Origin of the sequence: Taurinivorans muris (assembly GCF_025232395.1) — a bacterium.
In the GTDB taxonomy this organism is placed as follows: Bacteria; Desulfobacterota; Desulfovibrionia; order Desulfovibrionales; family Desulfovibrionaceae; genus Taurinivorans; species Taurinivorans muris.
This window is the reverse complement of record NZ_CP065938.1, coordinates 1954933-1972870: the sequence shown is the minus strand read 5'-3', so window position 1 is coordinate 1972870 and position 17938 is coordinate 1954933. Positions and strand designations below refer to the sequence as shown.

14 protein-coding genes are annotated in these 17938 nt (G+C 45.1%); 6 read left to right on the top strand and 8 right to left on the bottom strand.

What is annotated here, in order from left to right:
• Positions 1–5: 5 nt before the first annotated feature.
• The 3 genes from JBF11_RS09140 to JBF11_RS09130 are packed head-to-tail and all read right to left on the bottom strand — an operon-like array spanning position 6 to position 4614.
• A complete protein-coding gene (locus tag JBF11_RS09140) occupies positions 6–1466 on the bottom strand; it encodes a CheR family methyltransferase (RefSeq protein ID WP_334315173.1) in 1461 nt (486 codons plus the stop codon).
• Positions 1459–3426, bottom strand: coding sequence for a HEAT repeat domain-containing protein (locus JBF11_RS09135; protein WP_334315172.1), 1968 nt, complete (start codon positions 3424–3426; stop codon positions 1459–1461). Before JBF11_RS09135 ends, JBF11_RS09140 begins: the two co-directional genes overlap by 8 nt.
• Positions 3427–3447: 21 nt before the next feature.
• Complete coding sequence (locus tag JBF11_RS09130; RefSeq protein ID WP_334315171.1) at positions 3448–4614, bottom strand: protein-glutamate methylesterase/protein-glutamine glutaminase; 1167 nt, start codon at positions 4612–4614, stop codon at positions 3448–3450.
• Positions 4615–4902: 288 nt separating this feature from the next.
• On the opposite strand from JBF11_RS09130, the gene JBF11_RS09125 reads away from it, so the two are divergent.
• Positions 4903–6522 (top strand): Na/Pi cotransporter family protein, encoded by a 1620-nt coding sequence (locus tag JBF11_RS09125; RefSeq protein WP_334315170.1) that lies wholly within the window; start codon positions 4903–4905, stop codon positions 6520–6522.
• 324 nt (positions 6523–6846) lie between these two features.
• Here JBF11_RS09125 and pta read toward each other — a convergent pair whose 3' ends face one another.
• From pta to JBF11_RS09100, 5 genes are all read right to left on the bottom strand, one after another.
• On the bottom strand, positions 6847–8964 hold the full coding sequence (pta, locus tag JBF11_RS09120) for a phosphate acetyltransferase (RefSeq protein ID WP_334315169.1): 2118 nt from the start codon (positions 8962–8964) through the stop codon (positions 6847–6849).
• A gap of 72 nt (positions 8965–9036) precedes the next feature.
• Positions 9037–11370, bottom strand: coding sequence for a capsular polysaccharide export protein, LipB/KpsS family (locus JBF11_RS09115; RefSeq protein ID WP_334315168.1), 2334 nt, complete (start codon positions 11368–11370; stop codon positions 9037–9039).
• A 7-nt stretch (positions 11371–11377) separates the two neighbouring features.
• Positions 11378–12424, bottom strand: coding sequence for a septal ring lytic transglycosylase RlpA family protein (locus tag JBF11_RS09110; protein WP_334315167.1), 1047 nt, complete (start codon positions 12422–12424; stop codon positions 11378–11380).
• Positions 12425–12438: 14 nt separating this feature from the next.
• Complete coding sequence (locus JBF11_RS09105) at positions 12439–12771, bottom strand: AzlD domain-containing protein (protein ID WP_334315166.1); 333 nt, start codon at positions 12769–12771, stop codon at positions 12439–12441.
• A gap of 37 nt (positions 12772–12808) precedes the next feature.
• Positions 12809–13498, bottom strand: a complete 690-nt coding sequence (locus JBF11_RS09100; protein WP_334315165.1) for an AzlC family ABC transporter permease — start codon at positions 13496–13498, stop codon at positions 12809–12811.
• 152 nt (positions 13499–13650) lie between these two features.
• Here JBF11_RS09100 and nspC point away from each other — a divergent pair, with 152 nt between their 5' ends.
• The 5 genes from nspC to lpxA all read left to right on the top strand — a co-directional run bounded on the left by nspC (position 13651) and on the right by lpxA (position 17839).
• Entirely contained in the window at positions 13651–14838 is a 1188-nt protein-coding gene (nspC, locus tag JBF11_RS09095) for a carboxynorspermidine decarboxylase (protein ID WP_334315164.1), read from the top strand.
• 88 nt (positions 14839–14926) lie between these two features.
• On the top strand, positions 14927–15457 hold the full coding sequence (locus tag JBF11_RS09090; protein ID WP_334315163.1) for an OmpH/Skp family outer membrane protein: 531 nt from the start codon (positions 14927–14929) through the stop codon (positions 15455–15457).
• Positions 15458–15508: 51 nt separating this feature from the next.
• The gene (gene lpxD / locus JBF11_RS09085) at positions 15509–16549 is read left to right on the top strand and encodes a UDP-3-O-(3-hydroxymyristoyl)glucosamine N-acyltransferase (RefSeq protein WP_334315162.1); all 1041 of its coding nucleotides are present in this window, start codon (positions 15509–15511) and stop codon (positions 16547–16549) included.
• 9 nt (positions 16550–16558) lie between these two features.
• Entirely contained in the window at positions 16559–17032 is a 474-nt protein-coding gene (gene fabZ / locus JBF11_RS09080) for a 3-hydroxyacyl-ACP dehydratase FabZ (protein ID WP_334315161.1), read from the top strand.
• A 12-nt stretch (positions 17033–17044) separates the two neighbouring features.
• Positions 17045–17839 (top strand): acyl-ACP--UDP-N-acetylglucosamine O-acyltransferase, encoded by a 795-nt coding sequence (gene lpxA / locus JBF11_RS09075; RefSeq protein WP_334315160.1) that lies wholly within the window; start codon positions 17045–17047, stop codon positions 17837–17839.
• Positions 17840–17938 lie beyond the last annotated feature (99 nt).

Below are 17938 nucleotides of genomic sequence, written 5' to 3'. Positions count from 1 at the left end.
TTTTCCTAACTTTGTTTACGATAAATGATAGCACCAGGATGATGCTCCGGCTTAAAGGTTCTTGAAATATTATGCAGGGATTCCGAATGCCCGATAAGCAAATATCCCCCCGGCAGCAGGTTGTCATAAAACGCATTGATAACGTGCTTTTTCATTGCATCATCAAAATAAATGATAACATTTCGGCAAAATACGATATGGGAACGTTCCACCCGTGCAAGCTGATCGGCGCGGGAAAGATTTATTTGCCCGAATTGCACAAGTTTTTGCGCGGCAGGGACGATTTTATAGTTTCTTCCTTCTTTGATGAAATATTTTTCAATGATTTCAGGCGGAGTCGTCCTCAATGCATATTCGGAATACGTCCCCTTGCGGGCGATATTCAGCATTGCGAGAGAAAGGTCGTTTGCCGTGATTTTGATATTCCAATCATTAATTTCACCTTTTAAAAGGTCAAGAAGAATGATTGCGATAGTGTACGGTTCTTCCCCGGAGGAACAGCCCGCCGACCAAATATTGATTTTCTTTTCGCCCTTCGCCCTTTGTTCTGAAATGAGCTTAGCCAAAACCTTGTCGCGGAAAATATCAAGCTGAACGTTGTTTCTGAAGAAACTGGTTTCGTTCGTTGTCATATTGATGAACAACTCGTTAAGTTCAGCCGTTTTATTTTTGTCATACCGCAAATAATTATGGTACTCGCTGAAACTGTGCAGCCCGAGTTCGCGCAGACGGGTATTTAAGCGGTTTTCCATGAGGTATTTTCTGTTTTCACCGACAAAAATACCGCATTGGTCATACAAAAAGTCCCTTAAGGTGACAAATTCATCATTGGTGATTTTTATTTCATTTCCGCTTGAATCCTCACCTGCGGCACGGCGCGCGAGAGGAGAACGGATAGCGCTCGCATTATTTGCAAGAGCGGCGGAATCTTGAGAGGCGGCGTTCCTTTTGGCAAACAAAGAAGAACCGCCGTCTGTCGCCTGTGGCTGCGCCGATTTGAAAAGCTGTGTCGCAGTCGGTCTTGCTGCCTGTGAAGCAGGCTGTGCCGGAGCTGCCGTACGGGCGGCTGTTGGCTGCAATACTCTTTTGTTCTTTGTTTCATTTTCAATATCAGCATTGATTCTTTCAAGAACCGCAAGCTTTTCTTCAAGAGTCAGCTTGCTGATATCAAAAGGAATATTGACATTGCCCTTTTTAAGCGGGCTTGCGGGAGGAGTTTTATCGGCTTGAGTCTGCTGTGTCTCGGCTGTTTTGGCTGCCATTCCCGCAAAAGTCACTTTTTGCGGTGCTGCGGCGGGTTTTGCCTGTGCAGCAAAAGGACTTGCAGGTTTTGCATCTTTACCGTCTTTCACAAAACTTTTAAAAAATGAGCCTCTCTCTGCACTGCCGGTTTGAGTTGCGCTTGCGGTGTTTCCACCGAACATAGAGGAAAAACTTTTCTTGTTTGGATCGTTTAAGTTACTCATCTTCTTCCCCTAACTCACGTGTAATGGATTCCATTGCAACCTGAGCCGCTTGCTGGATTGCTGAATCTCCGGAACTAACAAGTCCCAATAAAGCCTGAAATGCCTGGTCGCCGCCAATGAGCGCGAGCGTTTCAATAATCTTCAATTTCACCAATTGTTCAGAATTTGGAATCATTTCTATAATCGTAGGAACAACACTGTCTATTTTATACAGTCCGAGAACTTCCAAAGCCCTCATTTTTACCCAATCGTCAGAATCAGACAAAGCGGTCACAAGGGAAGGGACAAGTTCGGAATTCATTTGTTCGCTCATGATGCCCACAGTGCTTAAGCGAACGTCCTTATCTTCGTCCTGCATTGCGAAAATAAGCATTTTATTCTTAGCTTCCGATTCCGGCAAACCGTAACCGATAGCCTCGATAGCTGTTTTACGGACGGAAGCGTCCTTGTCATCCATCGCCGTTGCAAGATCTTGGAAGAAAAATTCCGCATTGATGTAACCCATTGTGTATACAGCCATTTTTCTTAAGTCTGCCCGTTCGTTATCTTTATACGCGGTAATTTTGTAAACAGTGTCTTCATCTTCAAGGGCAAGACAGGCTTCAAGGGCAGCGTCATGGATATTTTGGTCTTCGCTTTCCAAAAATTTAATCATTTTAGGAGCTAAATCGACACGTTTCTGCTTCACTCCGAGAAAACGGAGAGCGGCGCAGATAACCTGCGGTTCCTGGCTGTTTTCCAAGTGATTGATAAAGAAAGGGATATCATGTTCATCGGAATTTACGGCAAGCAAATTGATAGAACGGTTCTTGTCATCCGGAGTCATTTGGTCGAAATGGCGTTTCAGAACGAAACGACCGGCTTTGCCGTCCAAACCTCCGCATGTTTCAATGGCAATTCTGCGGACAAGCTCATTGTCGCTGACAAAAGCGGCTTCCAATTCTTCATTGTAACCGATTGATTTTAATGTTTCGATGATTTTTTGCAATAATTCCAATTGAATATTTGCGTCAATACGTTTTCCGAGCTCAATGATCGCCTTTGTCACGTCAGGGTCCAGACCGACAGTTGACAAACCTGAAAGAACAACCATAAGGGTTTCTTCATCTTTTTCCTTCAATGCTTCGATCATATATTCCTGGAAAGAATACAGTTGCTGCGCACCCAATAAATTCAAAGCATTCGGTCCCAAAATCTGAATAATCGCCTTCAAAGCCTTTATGCGGATAGGACCGTCCCATTTTGACAAATATTCCAAAAGCCTTGGAACGGATTTCACACTGCCGATATCGCCAAGAGCCTCGATAATGATGGACACAACAAGCGGAGAAACCGTATCAAGAGCCTGCAAAAGAATATCGACGCTTTGCGTATCCCTGATTTTCGCCAAAGCCCCGATTGCGGCATACTGCACCCATTCTTCGTCAGCAATGGCTTTTTTCAAAGCTTCCACGCATTTCGGGTCTTTAATTTCACCAAGACTGATAGCGACCTGATACCGAACATTGACTTCCGGGTCATGTTCGAGAGCTTCACAAAGAACCTGCACGACACTGGCATTTTTAATCGAACCTAAAATATCCGTTGCAAAAATACGGATATCCGGGTCTTCATCATAAACCAAATCAATCATAGACTGAACATCATCTTCGGCAATTTCACGCAAAATATCCATGGAGATATTTCTCACCGTGGCGTCTTCATTCCGCAAAACAGGAATAATAAGCCGAACAGCTTCCTCCCCGCGTATTTTTCTGACGGCGACTTCAACAGCCTCGATAATCCCCATACTATGGCTTTCAAAAAGTTTTACTAATACCGGCAAAGCAGATTTCAAACCTTGATTTGCAGCCTCAAATGCGGCTTGACGCACAACAGTTGCATCGTCAGAATCAAGAGCCTGCAAAATCTCTTTTTCTGTCATTTTTTCTTCAACAGGTAAATTTTGATCGTCAGTCATAGTTTACTCCAACGTACTATTCTATTTATAAAGTGCCCGAATCAAGGCATCAGGAATATCATCCAAATCAACAATATCATGAGCGAGTTTCGCTTCAACAACGGCTCTTGGCATACCGTACACGACGCAGGTGTCTTCACTTTGAGCTAAAATATAACCGCCTTTAGCACGCAGAGGTTTTGTTCCTTCGCAACCGTCATTTCCCATACCTGTCATAGTGAGACCGACAACCTTATTCGCCATGACGGCGACAGATTCATTCAAAATGCTTGCGCTGGGTTTATATATGGCGGAAGTCGGTTCCGGCGAAATTTTAATTTGAGGGAGCGCTCCTTTGACAGAAACGCTGATATGCTGCCCTCCGGGGCAAACATACGCTATGCCCGCAATAATGGTATCGCCGTCTTGCGCTTCCTTGACTTTTATTTTGCATAAGCTGTCCAAGCGTTTGGCGAATGCGCCCGTAAAAGCGGCAGGCATATGCTGCGCAATCAGAATACAAGCCGGGAAATTCTCAGGCAGCGCAGTAAGAACTTTTTGCACAGCCGGAGGCCCGCCGGTGGAAACGCTGATCGCAACGATATCGCGCTTAGGTCTGCCGGTAGGCAGCGGTTCATTCGGACGGACATATGTCGCTTGTCCGGAGACTGTCGTTTTTATTGTTAAAGAATTTAATTTTGCGCTGCTTGCAGAACTGGGGGCAACATGAGGAATTTCTGTTTTTGCCCCGGCGCCTGCAGCCGCGTTTTTCGCAGCCTGCGTACGCATTCTTGCAAGATGCAGACGCATAAGCGCCCGTTTTTTGGAAAGGGCTTTTAATTTTTCCGTCAATTCTTTTTGCGCGACGGCAAAAACGGTTGTTCCCTCGACATATTTAGGCATATAGTCAAGGGCGCCCAATTCCAAAGCTTTCAGCGTGGCCTCTGCACCTTCAAAGGTCAGAGAACTAATAACAAGAACAGGTATCGGATTTGTGCCCATTAATTTTTCGAGCATTTCCAAACCGCCCATACGAGGCATTTCAAGGTCAAGCGTAATGATGTCAGGATTTAATTTTTCAATCTTTTCTAAAGCATCAATGCCGTCGGCGGCTTGTCCCACAACCTCGATTTCAGGATCAGAAGCGAGCATACGCGTAAGCGAATTACGCATAAAAGCAGAATCATCAACAACTATAACTCTTACCATGCTGTATCCTTTTTACCGAAATTTATACCTATGATAGATTTTCGATAGACTAATATTATTTTAACTTGTTAAAGTATATAGTATCTTGCAAAAAAGTCAACTCTTCAACCTAAAAATATCGTTACTGAAAAAGTTATCGGCAATACCTGACAAAACCTTAATCCATGCATGCTCCGTGTGAAGAATTTTCATATTGTTATGAAAAAATACTTGCCCAAATCCTTTAAATAAGGCATTAAGTCTGTAACAAATTGCATACCTCAAGAACATACAAAAAACGGAGAATGCATGTCCTTATTCAATGTCATACAACTAATCGGCGGAGTCGGCATTTTTCTTTATTCCATAAAAATGATAAGCGAATCATTGCAGCTCATGGCCGGCAACAGCCTGCAAAACCTTATCGGAATGCTTACGAAAACGCCAGTTTTAGGCGTTATGGTCGGCACTGTCGTTACCGTTCTTATCCAATCAAGTTCCGCAACCACCGTTATGACCGTCAGTTTCGTCGACGCGGGGCTCATGACGCTCAAACAAGCCATCGGGCTTATCATGGGAGCGAATATAGGCACAACGGTAACAGGTCAAATCATCGCCTTTAAAATTAAAGATTATTGTTACCTCTTCATCATTTTAGGTTCGCTCCTGCAATTTTTGGGAAAAACAAACGCACAAAAGCATTTGGGCGCGGGACTTTTCGGTTTCGGTCTGCTTTTTATCGGTATGCAAACCATGGAAGATTCCATGTACGTATTGCGGAGCCGTACGGATTTGTTCCTCATGTTCAAAGAAAGCGCCATGCTCGGTGTTTTGGCGGGCACTGTCATCACCGTTCTCATCCAATCAAGCGCCGCGACGCTGGGGATAACCATCGCTCTGAGCATGCAGGGTCTAATTCCCCTTGAGGCAGCCATTCCGATTATTTTGGGAAGCAACATAGGCACGACCATCACCACGATTTTAGCAGCCATCGGCACTTGCCGGCACGCAAAACAAGCCTGCCTCGCCCACGTTTTGTTCAACATCATCGGAGTAGCGATTTTTCTTCCCATTATGCCGCTTTATATCGACTTCATCCGCGCAAGTTCCGATTCCATCGGTCACCAAATCGCAAACGCCCACTCCCTGTTCAATATCTGCAACACCATTATCTTCCTCCCCTTTGTCGGAAGTTTTGCAAAACTTATCACCGCCATTATTCCGGACCCTCAAAAACCGGAATCCCGCAAGTCTTACTTGGACCCGAAACTTATCGAATTTACCCCTGCCGTCGCTGTTGACGCTGTTAAAAACGAATGTCTCGCAATGGGTTCCGTCCTTCTTGAATCCATTGACAAGATTGAAGAACTGTATTTTCATCACCAAAAAATCACCCGTGAGGAACTTACGGCGATTGAAAATCTTTTGGACAAGTACCATGCGGAAATCGGGGATTACTCACAAGCCCTCATGCGGCATAAGATTTCCGACTCCGAACTTGTCCGCCTGCACGGCTACGTAAGCAGCGCAGGAGATATGGAACGCATTGGGGACAAGTGCAAGCTTCTCTTCCATCTTTGGGAAAAGAAAGAAGAACTGCAGGGCGATTTTTCCGAACAAGCCATTGCCGAATTGCAGCAGCTGTTTGACAAGGCGAACACTGCCGTCGAACTTTCCGTGCAAAACATCAGCCTTCCTCCGGCAAGCGCAAAAGAAGCGTTTGCTCAGGTTGAAGACCTTTCCATGGAAGTTCGTCAAATGGAATCCAAAATCCGCCATATGCACGTGACAAGACTCGCACAAGGCTTATGCAACGCTTCAATCAGCCTCTCTTTCCTTGACGCTGTCGGCGCTATCGAACATATGAGCTATCGTGCCAAGAAGATGTCGCAAGTCATTGTTCATCAGCATATTCACGAAAATTCATAACACACCGGCTTTTTATTGACAGATAAAACAAAAAGGGGGCGCACGCCCCTTATTTTTTTACTTGATTTCCGGTATAAAAACACTCTCCGGCACAAAAAGGAAGTATTTCCGGATAACTTGTTTCATTACCGGTTATTATTTTGGGGGGAATTATTTCCCCCCTCTGTGTGAAACCGTTATGGACAGCGTCCACAACGGTTTTGGTTTTCATATGATTTCAAAATTGAAACATGTTGAAAAAAATTCACGGGAAAAACGTTTCCGAAAGTTTTCCCCGTGAAAAAAAGCATGATTTTTTCTATTCTTAATCCCGCCGAGAAGACCCTAAATCAGACCCTTTTCCGCTTGGGCTTGAATGGCGGTGATAGCCACGGTATTGATAATATCGGCTATTGTGCAGCCGCGGGAAAGGTCGTTCACAGGCTTCTTCAAACCTTGCAGAATAGGTCCGATCGCAATGGCGTCGGCAGCTCTCTGAACCGCCTTATAGGTATTGTTGCCCGTATTCAGGTCAGGGAAAATGAAGACAGTCGCCTTACCGGCAACAGGGCTGTCTGGCATTTTCGTTTTCGCAACTTCGGGGTCTATGGCGGCATCATACTGCAAAGGTCCTTCAAGAAGGAGTTCCGGAGCCCTTTCACGGGCAAACTTCGTGGCTTCTTTCACCTTGTCCACATCCTCCCCTTTGCCGGAACCGCCGGTGGAATAAGAAAGCATCGCAACCCGCGGATCAATGCCGAAAATCCTTGCGGTTTCGGAAGTTGTAATCGCAATATCCGCAAGCTGTTCAGCCGTCGGGTCGGGGTTGATGGCGCAGTCGCCGAAAGCAAGCACCCTGTCTTTCAGACACATGAGGAACGTACTGGAAACAATGGAAAATCCCGGTTTCGTCTTAATAAATTCCAAAGCGGGACGAACGGTATTTGCCGTCGTATTGACAGCTCCGGAAACCAAACCGTCAGCATCGTCCTTATACACCATCATGGTTCCGAAATAGGTGGTGTCAAGCATACGGTCCTGAGCTTCTTCCAGCGTGATGCCTTTTTTCTTGCGAAGTTCCGCATAGGTTTCCGCGTATTCCTGGAATTTCGGATAGGTTGCAGGATTGATGATGTCAATGCCGTCCAAGTTGACAGACAAACTTCTCGCTTTTTCCTTAATCGCTTCAGCATCGCCAAGCAGAATGAGATGTGCGGTCTGACGGGCCTGCAAGGCTTCCGCCGCGCGGATGATTCTTTCTTCCGTTCCTTCCGGCAAAACAATACGCATAAGGTGTTTGCGGGCCTGGTCCATGAGTTTGTATTCGAACATGCGCGGCGTCATGCGGCTGGTATTATCGTCGACAATACGTTTTGCAAGTTCGTCGGAATCAATGTAACGGTCGAAATTTCCAAGAGCGGTATGCACTTTTCTTGTGTCGTCAGCATCGATCCTGTCACGCAGATTTTTCAGGTTTTCAATGGTTTCCGTCGTATTTGTCTTCACGGCAAGCACGGGAATGGACATATTCCTGATACCGTCCAAAAGCCGCAAAATCGAAGGTGAGGGTTTAAGTCCGCCGGTCAGCAATATGCCGCTCACGCTCGGATACGATTTGGACATGCTGGCGATAATGGAGCCTAAAAGCACGTCGTCCCTGTCTCCGGGAGTGACAACCAGATTGCCTTCCTGGAGGAAGTTCAGGAAATTGCCCAAATGCATGGCGGCAATCAAATAATCGTCGATATGATAATCGACAAGGTTTTGTTCGCAGAACAGCACTTCGGCATTGAAGTTCTTCGCCACATCACGCAAAGAAGGACGGCCCAAGATATTGTTTTCGGGAATAAAATACACCAAAGGATTTTTTGCGTTTTTTTGTACGAGGTGATCAGCGATTTCCGTTTTCAGCGCGTCCATATCAACCAAATACGGGTCCACTCTGTTCACAACAAGAGCGGCGATTTCAATGCCTCTTTGCGAGAAAACTTCCACAGCGGTTGTTGCGGCGGAACGAATTTCTTCCGCATTATTGTTGATGCTCGGGTGAACAAGCAAAACCGGCACGCCCAATGTCGCAACGATATCGGCATTCAATTCAATTTCAAAAGCACCGTGTTTCCCTAAAAAGTCAGTGCCCTGGCAAAGAATGAAATCATATTGTTTGGCAAGATTGTTATAAGTTTCCAAAATCTTATCCATTAAAAGGCTTACCTGTCCCGAATTGATCAAACGGCGAGCTTCTTCCAACGTGAATGCGTAGCATTGTTCAAAAGGTAAATTCAATCCGAAATACTCGCTGATTAATTGCAGTTCATGGTCAAACCCCGAAGACTCCTGCACAATCGGACGAAAAAACCCGACTTTGCCGACACGGCCGATAAGCAGACGCATAAGCCCCAGGGTGATCGCAGATTTACCGGATCGTTCCGCAGTTGCACTGATATAAAGTGTATTAGCCATTTCACACTCCTTTTAAAAAATAATCACAACTGTTATCACTTGCCAGATATGTCTGACAATTCCTCGCACGTTTTAATGCCCAAATAAAAACGGTGCGTTTTCTGATTCACAATAAATATTATTTTCAGAATCAAAATAGCGAGGTTGTGTAATAAATGCCCCAGCCAAAATTTGCTCGAAATTAAGCTTTCTGTTTCTCAGGGAATACTGCGCGGCATCATGGGTGAGTCCCCACCCCCCATAATAAGGCCAGCCATAGGTATACACCTGCAATGGAATGGCCAGTGCGTCTATTCCCAAATGAGAATCATACGTATGGATTTCCAATAAATGCCCGTCAACTTGGGTTATCGGGCAATTGAAAATACAAAAAGTATTCTCCGCCTTTGTCATTGCGGAAGCCTTTTCAAGAAAGCGCTTCGCCCTGACTTGTTTTTTATTCCAGCGGGAAACATCTATGTCGTCAATCAGTTCAACGCCGGCACATTCAAATTCATCTTCGGCGCTTTTTCCTGATTTTGCGGACTGCGAACATGTTTCCTTTGTGAAACCCAACAATTCCAAAGGCACGAAATCAGAAGGACGGGCAAAAGGAATAAGCTCGTCCGCCAAATCCAAAATTTCAACAGGAACCTTTGTGTCATTGTTTTGCCGGCAATAAACGATATACGCTTCCGGACGTTTTTTTCTGATGTATTCTATAAGCTTGCCGTCATCGGACAAAGGCAGGGAAAAAGAATGGTAAGGTCTGCCCTTTTTATCCAAATTTCCGGACCCTTCCTGCAATACTGCGCTGTCAGACATTTTTTTGGGAGCCAAATCGGCATTGCCGATAATGACAACGACATCCTGCCCCTTTTGCACGTTCGCATAATCATAATGTTCACGGAAAGAAGAAAGTTCCAATAAAAACTGCCGAAGCAGCCTCGCCCTGAGCAAATCGTTTTCCGTCATGGTTTTTATTTGCAAAATCTTTTCCAAAGGCGGATACGGTCCCCCCTCAAAACACAGGGAAACCATTTTCTGCTGGTTATACAATCTGTCAAAAGCTCCGGGACGGACATGGACAAGGGGAATGTTTCCGCATTTTTTCCTCAATTCCTCTGTCGGCTCTTCCGCGGTGTAAACCATGCCCCTGTTATTGGACGCGGCTTCAATGCCTTGTTCTTCTTTCATGAAGCGGATATCGGCATGTTTATACATTTTGGAAAAAAACGCTTTTTGCTTTTCGTCAAAATTGATACAGGCAATAAAACGTTTGTTTTCAAAAAGCTGCGGAACCTGCAGCAGAATTAAACGGACAAAGGCTTGGAAGTGTGAGGGCTCTCCGGTAATGGGATGCAGATAGCGCGTAAAAAAGAGACAGATAGCGGCAAACAATTCTTCCTTTTTAACCTTGATATTCCGTCTTGAACAAGCGACCTTATCCTTGGTCAGCCCCCAGCCGGCATAAAAGGGCAGACCGTAACAATGCACGGTTTTACCAAGCAAAACAGCATCAAAACCTATTTTCGCGCTCACAGTATACACTTCATCGGCTTGCGCTAAAATGGAAAAAGAAGAAACCTGCTCGGAAATGACTTCTATGCCGTTTTCCAAAGCGAACTTTTTCAAATACCCCTTTTTTTTGCCTTGCAGGACAGAAGGAGGCTGCAAAAGGAAAAACGCCGCTCCGGGGTGCTGTTCCTTCGCATCAAGCACCATTTGTTTAAAACTCTCTTCCCTGGCGAAAACTTTTTTGAGTTCTTGTTTGCTCTTTCGTGACTGCTCGATTATGACAACGCGTTTTCTGCCTCCAGGAGTAAACAGCTTATAAGGGGAAGCATCCAACACATAGCGTTCTATGCCTATTTTTTGATTGACGACTTCACCGAGGATTTCTTTCACTTCATCTATTCCGTAAGGGCTCAAAGCCGGAAAAGAGACAGGCAAAAGCGACAGGAAACGCTTTGCATACACCGTAAGCAGGGCATCTTCCATACTCTGCAAAGCGGAATATTCGGCGATATTTTGTTCTTCGTTCAGAGAAAAATCTTTGAAAATCTTAAGCAAACCGGGCGTTGCTTTCACACATTCCTCCCAGTCGGACGGAAAACGGGCGTCGGTATACGACCCTGTTTTTTCCAAAATGAACGAAGTGGCGACTTTCCCCGGAAGTTTGTACACGCCGTCCCTGATATTCCAAACGGGCAGCTTTAAAAAACGGGCGATAAAAGCCCCTCTTCCTTTCACCGTAATGAAAGCATCAATATTTTTCTTATATTTCAACGCGGTGCGAAAAGGCACGACAATCAATTCAGGATATAATTTTTGTATGTATTGCCCATACTTAGCATTGACACACGTGACTTTCAAACGCCGTATCTTCGTATTTACGGAATTTTCCTCTTGCTGACCAGACTGCATATTTCACCTACCGTATGACTAAATAAGACTTGGGAAAATTTTTTATTAAATATTGCTGTACTTTTTTTGCCATTTCTTCATTTTTGAACGGTCCCGCATGCACAGTATAAAATCCGCTGTCCGTATAAATTTTAGCAGGAATATTGCGCTTTTGCAACTCCCGCACAAGCTTGTCCGCCATTGTTTTTTCTTTAAAAACAGCTAAGTGCACAAACAATTTGCCGCCGGAACCGGAAGCTTTCGCCGTATTCACATAAACCGGGTTCACCTCCGCCATGCTCAAATTGCTCGTATAGCCCGCTCCGCCCGCCGCCATGGAACCTCCGGCAAGGGAAGCCAACGCTGCGCTCACGCTTTTGTCCTCATCGGAATAAACAACCCGTTCTTCCATGGAATTGTTTCCCCCGAACAAAGCGCCGAAAATTCCTCCTGAAGATTTTTTGGCGGTGCTTGCGGTGTTTGCAGAATTTTTTCCGTCTCCGTCAAGATATTCCAAATGGACTTTCGCCGTCCCGCTCTTAATCATGCCGATTTTTTGCGCGGCAGCCTGTGACAAATCGATAATCCTGTCATCGACAAAAGGACCTCTGTCATTGATGCGCACAACGCATGTTTTTCCGTTTTCAAGATTGGTCACAAGAATATTCGTATTAAAAGGAAGAAATTTATGGGCGGCTGTCATGGAATACGTATTGAACGTTTCCCCGTTGGAAGTTTTTTTGCCGTGAAACCCCGGACCATACCATGAAGCGATGCCGATTTCTTCAAACCCGACGGCGGAAGTGTACGGCGTATATTTTTTGCCATGCACCGTATAGGGTTTTCCTTTCGGCAAGTGGCTGTTTCTCTGTGTGTTTATCGTCTTGTAATAGGAGCCTGACTTTCGGTAACTATTCAAATCTTCTTCTGAAAAACGGCTTTTTCCTTGTTGGGTATGCTGTTTTTTCTGAGAGCCGGAACTGTAAACAGGCTCCAAGGGAATACTGTAATTTCCTATTTGGATGCACCCGTTCAAAAAAAGCGCAATGCAGCACAATAAAAAAACACGCAGCATATAATCCTCATTTTTCATGCAAATATGTTGAAATAACGCATGGCTGCAACCAAAACCATTCCCGTAAGCAGCGTTGCGAACAGACTTTTTGTGAAATACGCAGCCAAAAGCGCCGGACCGAACGCTATTAAAAATAAATTTTCTTTTGCGAAAAAAAATTCACCGTTCCGCATAAAAATTTCGGGAGCGAGCAGCGCGGATAAAATAGCGACAGGAATATAGGAAAGCCATGTCTGAAAATTTTTCCCTATTGTCCGCTTCGCCAATAAGCCCATGGGCAATAAACGAGGAATATATACGCCTATCATCATCGCCGCCAGCAAGAAAAAACCATCGACAAAACTCATTTTTTTTCCTCAAACCGTGCCAATGGCACCATGATACCTAATTTTTTTCTTTTTGCAAAGACAAATATAAACCCAGACTTGCGCTTAAAAGCGTGGCGAAAATAATGCTCCACCTGTCAAAACCCGCTTCCATAAAGCATAAGGAAAGGACAGCCCCCGTCAAACAGACGATAATCTGTATCCTGTCAACCAATAAAGGCACAAGCAAAGCCGTGAACATGGCAGGCAAAGCAAAATCCAGACCCAGAGCTTCCACATTGGAAATAAGCCCGCCGGAAACAGCGCCCAGAAAAGTGCCTAAAATCCAGCCGGACTGAGCGACCAACGCAAGAGTCAGCACTTGCGTGACGGTCACTTCTCCGCCTGATTTATGATAGGAAATATTCGCGGCAAAAATTTCATCCGTCTGAAAATACGATAAAAATATTTTCCAGGAAAAAGGCAAATGTTTCCAAGGAAGAACAAGGGCGGCGCTCATAAGCACATGCCGCAGATTAACAAGAAAATTCGCAGCGCCGATAGACAGAAAAGAAGCTCCCGCTCCCAACATGCTTACCGCAATGAACTGCCCCGCACCCGCAAAAACAAAAACGGAAAGCATGACCGCCCAAAACGCATCCATACCGTTTTTTACAGCCAAAACACCAAAAGCGAACCCCAAAGGGATATAGCCTATCATGATAGGCAATCCCAATTTCAGCCCCGCGTAAAATGAAGCATTTCTCATAACCCGTCCATGCATTAAAGTACAACCCCTATAAAAGATACTCTTTTTAAAGTCAAATTGCCGGACCAAGAACCGCTTCGGAATTTTCACTTGCTAGAATGGTGCGCTCTTGGTATAAATCTTCTATTATCATGCAGCCAAAAGGAAAAAATATGCTCTGTCCAGACCGATTGAATCCCCATGATTTTCCCTCTCCCTGTTTTGTGACCGACCTTGCAAAACTGGAAAAGAATATGCAAATTTTAAATTCCGTCCAAAAAAAAACAGGGGCAAAAATCCTTCTCGCCCTCAAAGGGTTTGCCCAGTGGAAAAGCTTCCCCTATTTATCAAGAGCCATGCAGGGTCCATTATTCGGCGCCTGCGCAAGCTCCGTTGACGAAGCGAGACTTTCCAAAGAGGAATTTAAAGGGGAAGTCCATGCCTTTGCCGCAGGTTTCAGCGATGAAGACATGCGGGAACTTCTCACGCTTTGCGACCATATCACGTTCAATTCCATTAACCAATGGAAGAAATTCCGCCCTGTGATTTCTGAATATAACGAAAAACACGAAAAAAAAATCCTTTGCGGTTTGCGGATCAATCCGGAACATTCGGAAGGCGCCGTGCCTATTTACGACCCTTGCTCCCCAAGTTCAAGACTGGGAATACGCCTTAAGGATTTTGAAAATGAAAATCTTGACGAATTGTTCGACGGGCTGACAGGTCTGCATTTCCATACCCTTTGTGAACAAAATTCAGACGCCCTTGACAGGACCCTGCGCGCTGTCGAAGAAAAATTCGCGTTCATGCTTGAACGCGTTTCTTGGGTCAATTTCGGGGGCGGTCATCACATAACACGTGAAGATTATGATATTGATTTGCTCTGCCAATGCATTGAACGGATACAAGCAAAATATCCCGTGCAGATTTACCTGGAACCGGGGGAAGCCGTCGCTCTCAAAGCCGGTTATCTTATCAGCACCGTACTTGACGTTATTCACGCGGATATGCCCATGGCTATTTTGGATACTTCCGCCGCCTGCCATATGCCCGATGTTCTGGAAATGCCCTACCGCCCGGCAATAACCGGATCCGGTGAAGAATATGAAAAGAAATTCACTTACAGGCTGGGAGGAAAATCCTGCCTTGCCGGCGATGTCGTTTCCACGTATTCTTTCGATACTCCGCTGAAAGAGGGCGATAAGCTCGTTTTTGAAGACATGGCGATATACAGCATGGTCAAAACAACGACATTCAACGGGCTCCGTCTGCCTTCCATCGCCTTATGGGATTCACGCACGAACGAGATACTTGCCGTAAAACACTTCGGTTACGGGGATTTTAAAGAGCGGCTTTCATGATTTCCTTACGCTATAAGGATATTCCGTCTTGCTTGCAATTATTTTAATAAAGAGTAAAATACAATAAAATTCATACAAGGAGAAACCTATGTTTCGTTCATTAATTTTTGCATTGGCACTTGTATTTGCAACCGTGACAGCCGCACAAGCCGCTACCAACGTTGCCATCGCCCCCCTTATGCAAGTTGCTGAAAAAAGCAAACTCCAAGATGCCAAAACAAAATATTTGGATTCAAAGTTTGGTAAGGATAAAGAAAAATTAGAAAAAGATGTCAAAGCATTCCAAAAGAAAGCTGAAGAGTTTCAAAAGCAGGCAGCCGCTCTTTCCGATTCCGCCCGTCAGCAAAAAGGACAGGAATTAGAAAAAGAAGCCCGCGCCCTTGAAAGCCGCCGTCAGGAATTTACCAAGAAAGCCGCTCCTATTGAACAAAAAATCAATCAGCAAATCTTGGAAATATTAAGCCAAGCTTGTGCAAATTATGCGAAAAACAACGGTTTTGACATCATCTTGGATTCCGGCGCCGTTTTATACGCAAGTTCCGCCGCCAACATTGAAGAAGGACTTGTTGACGAAGTCAATAAGATTTGGAAAGACAAAGGCTCTAAATTCAAACTTTAATCCCGTAAGCCTGCATGTTTCCCTCATGCGGGCTTTTTAATAAATAAAATTATGTTAAAACAATTCACCCTGGCGGAAATCGCAGATTTTTTAGGTGCAAAATATCAAGGGGAAAATATCGCCGTCACAGGACTCAACACGCTTGAGGAAGCAACGGGGACAGAACTCAGCTTTTTGGCAAATCCTAAATATATCAAACAAATTGAAACAACAAACGCCGGTGCCGTAATCCTGCACGAAAACCATGCCCAGGCTGTAAAAAATGCGATCATCAGCGATAATCCCTACTTCGCCTTTGCCCGCTGCATGGGACTTTTTGCCGAAAAAGAAGGTTTTTTTGAGGGCGTAAGCGAATTCGCGTCCATACACCCAAGCGCTAAAATCGGCGAACACTGCACCATTTATCCTTTTGCCGTCATCGGGGCGAATGTGGAAATCGGTGACAACTGCACGCTTTTTTCCGGAGTGTATATAGGCGAACACTGCCATATCGGCGATAACTGCACCCTTACTCCGAACTGCGTTTTAATGTCCCGCACCAGCTTGGGTGACAATTGTTATTTGCAGCCGGGAGCCGTTCTCGGCGGCGAAGGGTTCGGATTTGTCCGAACTGATTTCGGCATTCAAAAAATTCCTCAAATCGGACATGTGGAAATTGGCGATAATGTCGAAATCGGCGCAAATGCGGCTATCGATAGGGCAGCCCTTTCAAAAACCTTTGTAAATTCCGGCACATGCATTGATAACCTCGTACAAATCGGGCATAATGTGCAAATCGGTAAAGAATGTCTTATCATTTCCCAAGTCGGCATTGCCGGTTCGACCAAAATAGGCGACAGGTGCACTTTCGCAGGACAAGCTGGAATTGCCGGACATCTGAAAATTCAAGACAATGTCACTGTCGGTCCGCAAGGCGGAGTTGTGAAAGACATTGCAAAAAACAGCGTTGTCAGCGGCACCCCCTCCATGGAATACAATACCTATATGCGTCATTCCATTTTACAGCCTAAAATTCCTGATTTATTTAAACGCGTCAACGCCCTTGAAAAACAAATCGAAAAACTGGAACAAGAAATCAATACGAAAAAATAGGGAAATACTATGGAAGAAAAAACGTTCGACGAATTAAAAATCGCTGATATCATGAGGCTGCTGCCCCATCGCTATCCTTTTCTTTTAGTCGACAGGGTGACGGAAATCATTCCTAATGAAAAGGTTGTTGCATATAAGAATTTAACCTATAACGAACAATTTTTCCAAGGGCATTTTCCCAATGCTCCCGTCATGCCCGGCGTGCTCATAATCGAAGCGATGGCGCAAACAGGCATTATTTTGGTTGTTGACACATTGAAAATCGACACGGCAAAAGAAAATATGATTTATCTTTTTACCGGTATTGAAAAAGCCAAATTCCGCCGTCCGGTCGTTCCAGGCGACAAGCTTGTCATTGAATGCTCGAATTTGCAGCATAAAATGCAATTATGGAAAATGGACTGCAAAGCCTATGTTGACGGGCAGCTTGTAGCTCAGGCGACCCTTACGGCTTCCACTACGACTGCTGACAGTTTTAAATAAAAAGAGGATACCATGGCTGACTCCGTACACAGTTCCGCTTTCATCGCTCCAAGTGCGAAAATCGGAAAAAACGTAAGCATCGGTCCCTGCGCCTATATTGAAGACGATGTCGTCATAGGCGATAACTGCAAAATCGATGCTTTTGCCTCTGTTAAGCAATATACCACCCTCGGTGAAGGAAATCATATCCATTCTTATGCAATGGTCGGCGGTGAACCCCAAGATTTAAAATTCCATGGTGAAAAAAGCGAACTCATCATCGGCAACAACAATAATATCCGGGAATTCGCAACCTTGCACCGCGGAACGGAAACAGGCGGGTTTATCACGAAAATCGGCGATAACAACCTGATCATGGCATATTGCCATGTCGCCCACGACTGCCAGCTCGGCAACAATATCGTTATGAGCAATAACGCAACATTGGCAGGACATTGCATTGTTGATGATTTCGCCATTTTAGGCGGACTTTCCGCCGTGCACCAATTCACGCGTATCGGAACGCACGCCTTTGTCGGCGGCGCTTCCGGCATTACCCAAGACTTGCCGCCTTACATGCTTGCCGTAGGCAACAGGGCGACCGTCCATTCCCCTAATATTGTGGGGCTCCGCCGCATGCGCGCAAGCCAAGAACTCTTTTCCGCCATAAAACAGGCGTTCAAACTGACGTGGCAATCCGATATTCCGCGTCCCGACGCCCTCGACCAGCTGGAAGCGGAATACGGACATCTGCCGGAAATAAAAATCTATATCGATTTCATACGGCAATCAAAGCGCGGCATTATCGCCAATGAGAATAAAGACTAAAAAAAGCAGGTTTTAAACCTGCTTTTTTTATCCAGACACTATATTTTTAAACAGCCGTTCCTTTAGGGCAATTACTCTGTCAGAAAGCTCTTATCCTGT

Coding starts and splice junctions, on each gene's coding strand:
- JBF11_RS09140 (WP_334315173.1), bottom strand. CDS start 1,466: ATGAGTAACTTAAACGATCCAAACAAGAAAAGTTTTTCCTCTATGTTC.
- JBF11_RS09135 (WP_334315172.1), bottom strand. CDS start 3,426: ATGACTGACGATCAAAATTTACCTGTTGAAGAAAAAATGACAGAAAAA.
- JBF11_RS09130 (WP_334315171.1), bottom strand. CDS start 4,614: ATGGTAAGAGTTATAGTTGTTGATGATTCTGCTTTTATGCGTAATTCG.
- JBF11_RS09125 (WP_334315170.1), top strand. CDS start 4,903: ATGTCCTTATTCAATGTCATACAACTAATCGGCGGAGTCGGCATTTTT.
- pta (WP_334315169.1), bottom strand. CDS start 8,964: ATGGCTAATACACTTTATATCAGTGCAACTGCGGAACGATCCGGTAAA.
- JBF11_RS09115 (WP_334315168.1), bottom strand. CDS start 11,370: ATGCAGTCTGGTCAGCAAGAGGAAAATTCCGTAAATACGAAGATACGG.
- JBF11_RS09110 (WP_334315167.1), bottom strand. CDS start 12,424: ATGCTGCGTGTTTTTTTATTGTGCTGCATTGCGCTTTTTTTGAACGGG.
- JBF11_RS09105 (WP_334315166.1), bottom strand. CDS start 12,771: ATGAGTTTTGTCGATGGTTTTTTCTTGCTGGCGGCGATGATGATAGGC.
- JBF11_RS09100 (WP_334315165.1), bottom strand. CDS start 13,498: ATGAGAAATGCTTCATTTTACGCGGGGCTGAAATTGGGATTGCCTATC.
- nspC (WP_334315164.1), top strand. CDS start 13,651: ATGCTCTGTCCAGACCGATTGAATCCCCATGATTTTCCCTCTCCCTGT.
- JBF11_RS09090 (WP_334315163.1), top strand. CDS start 14,927: ATGTTTCGTTCATTAATTTTTGCATTGGCACTTGTATTTGCAACCGTG.
- lpxD (WP_334315162.1), top strand. CDS start 15,509: ATGTTAAAACAATTCACCCTGGCGGAAATCGCAGATTTTTTAGGTGCA.
- fabZ (WP_334315161.1), top strand. CDS start 16,559: ATGGAAGAAAAAACGTTCGACGAATTAAAAATCGCTGATATCATGAGG.
- lpxA (WP_334315160.1), top strand. CDS start 17,045: ATGGCTGACTCCGTACACAGTTCCGCTTTCATCGCTCCAAGTGCGAAA.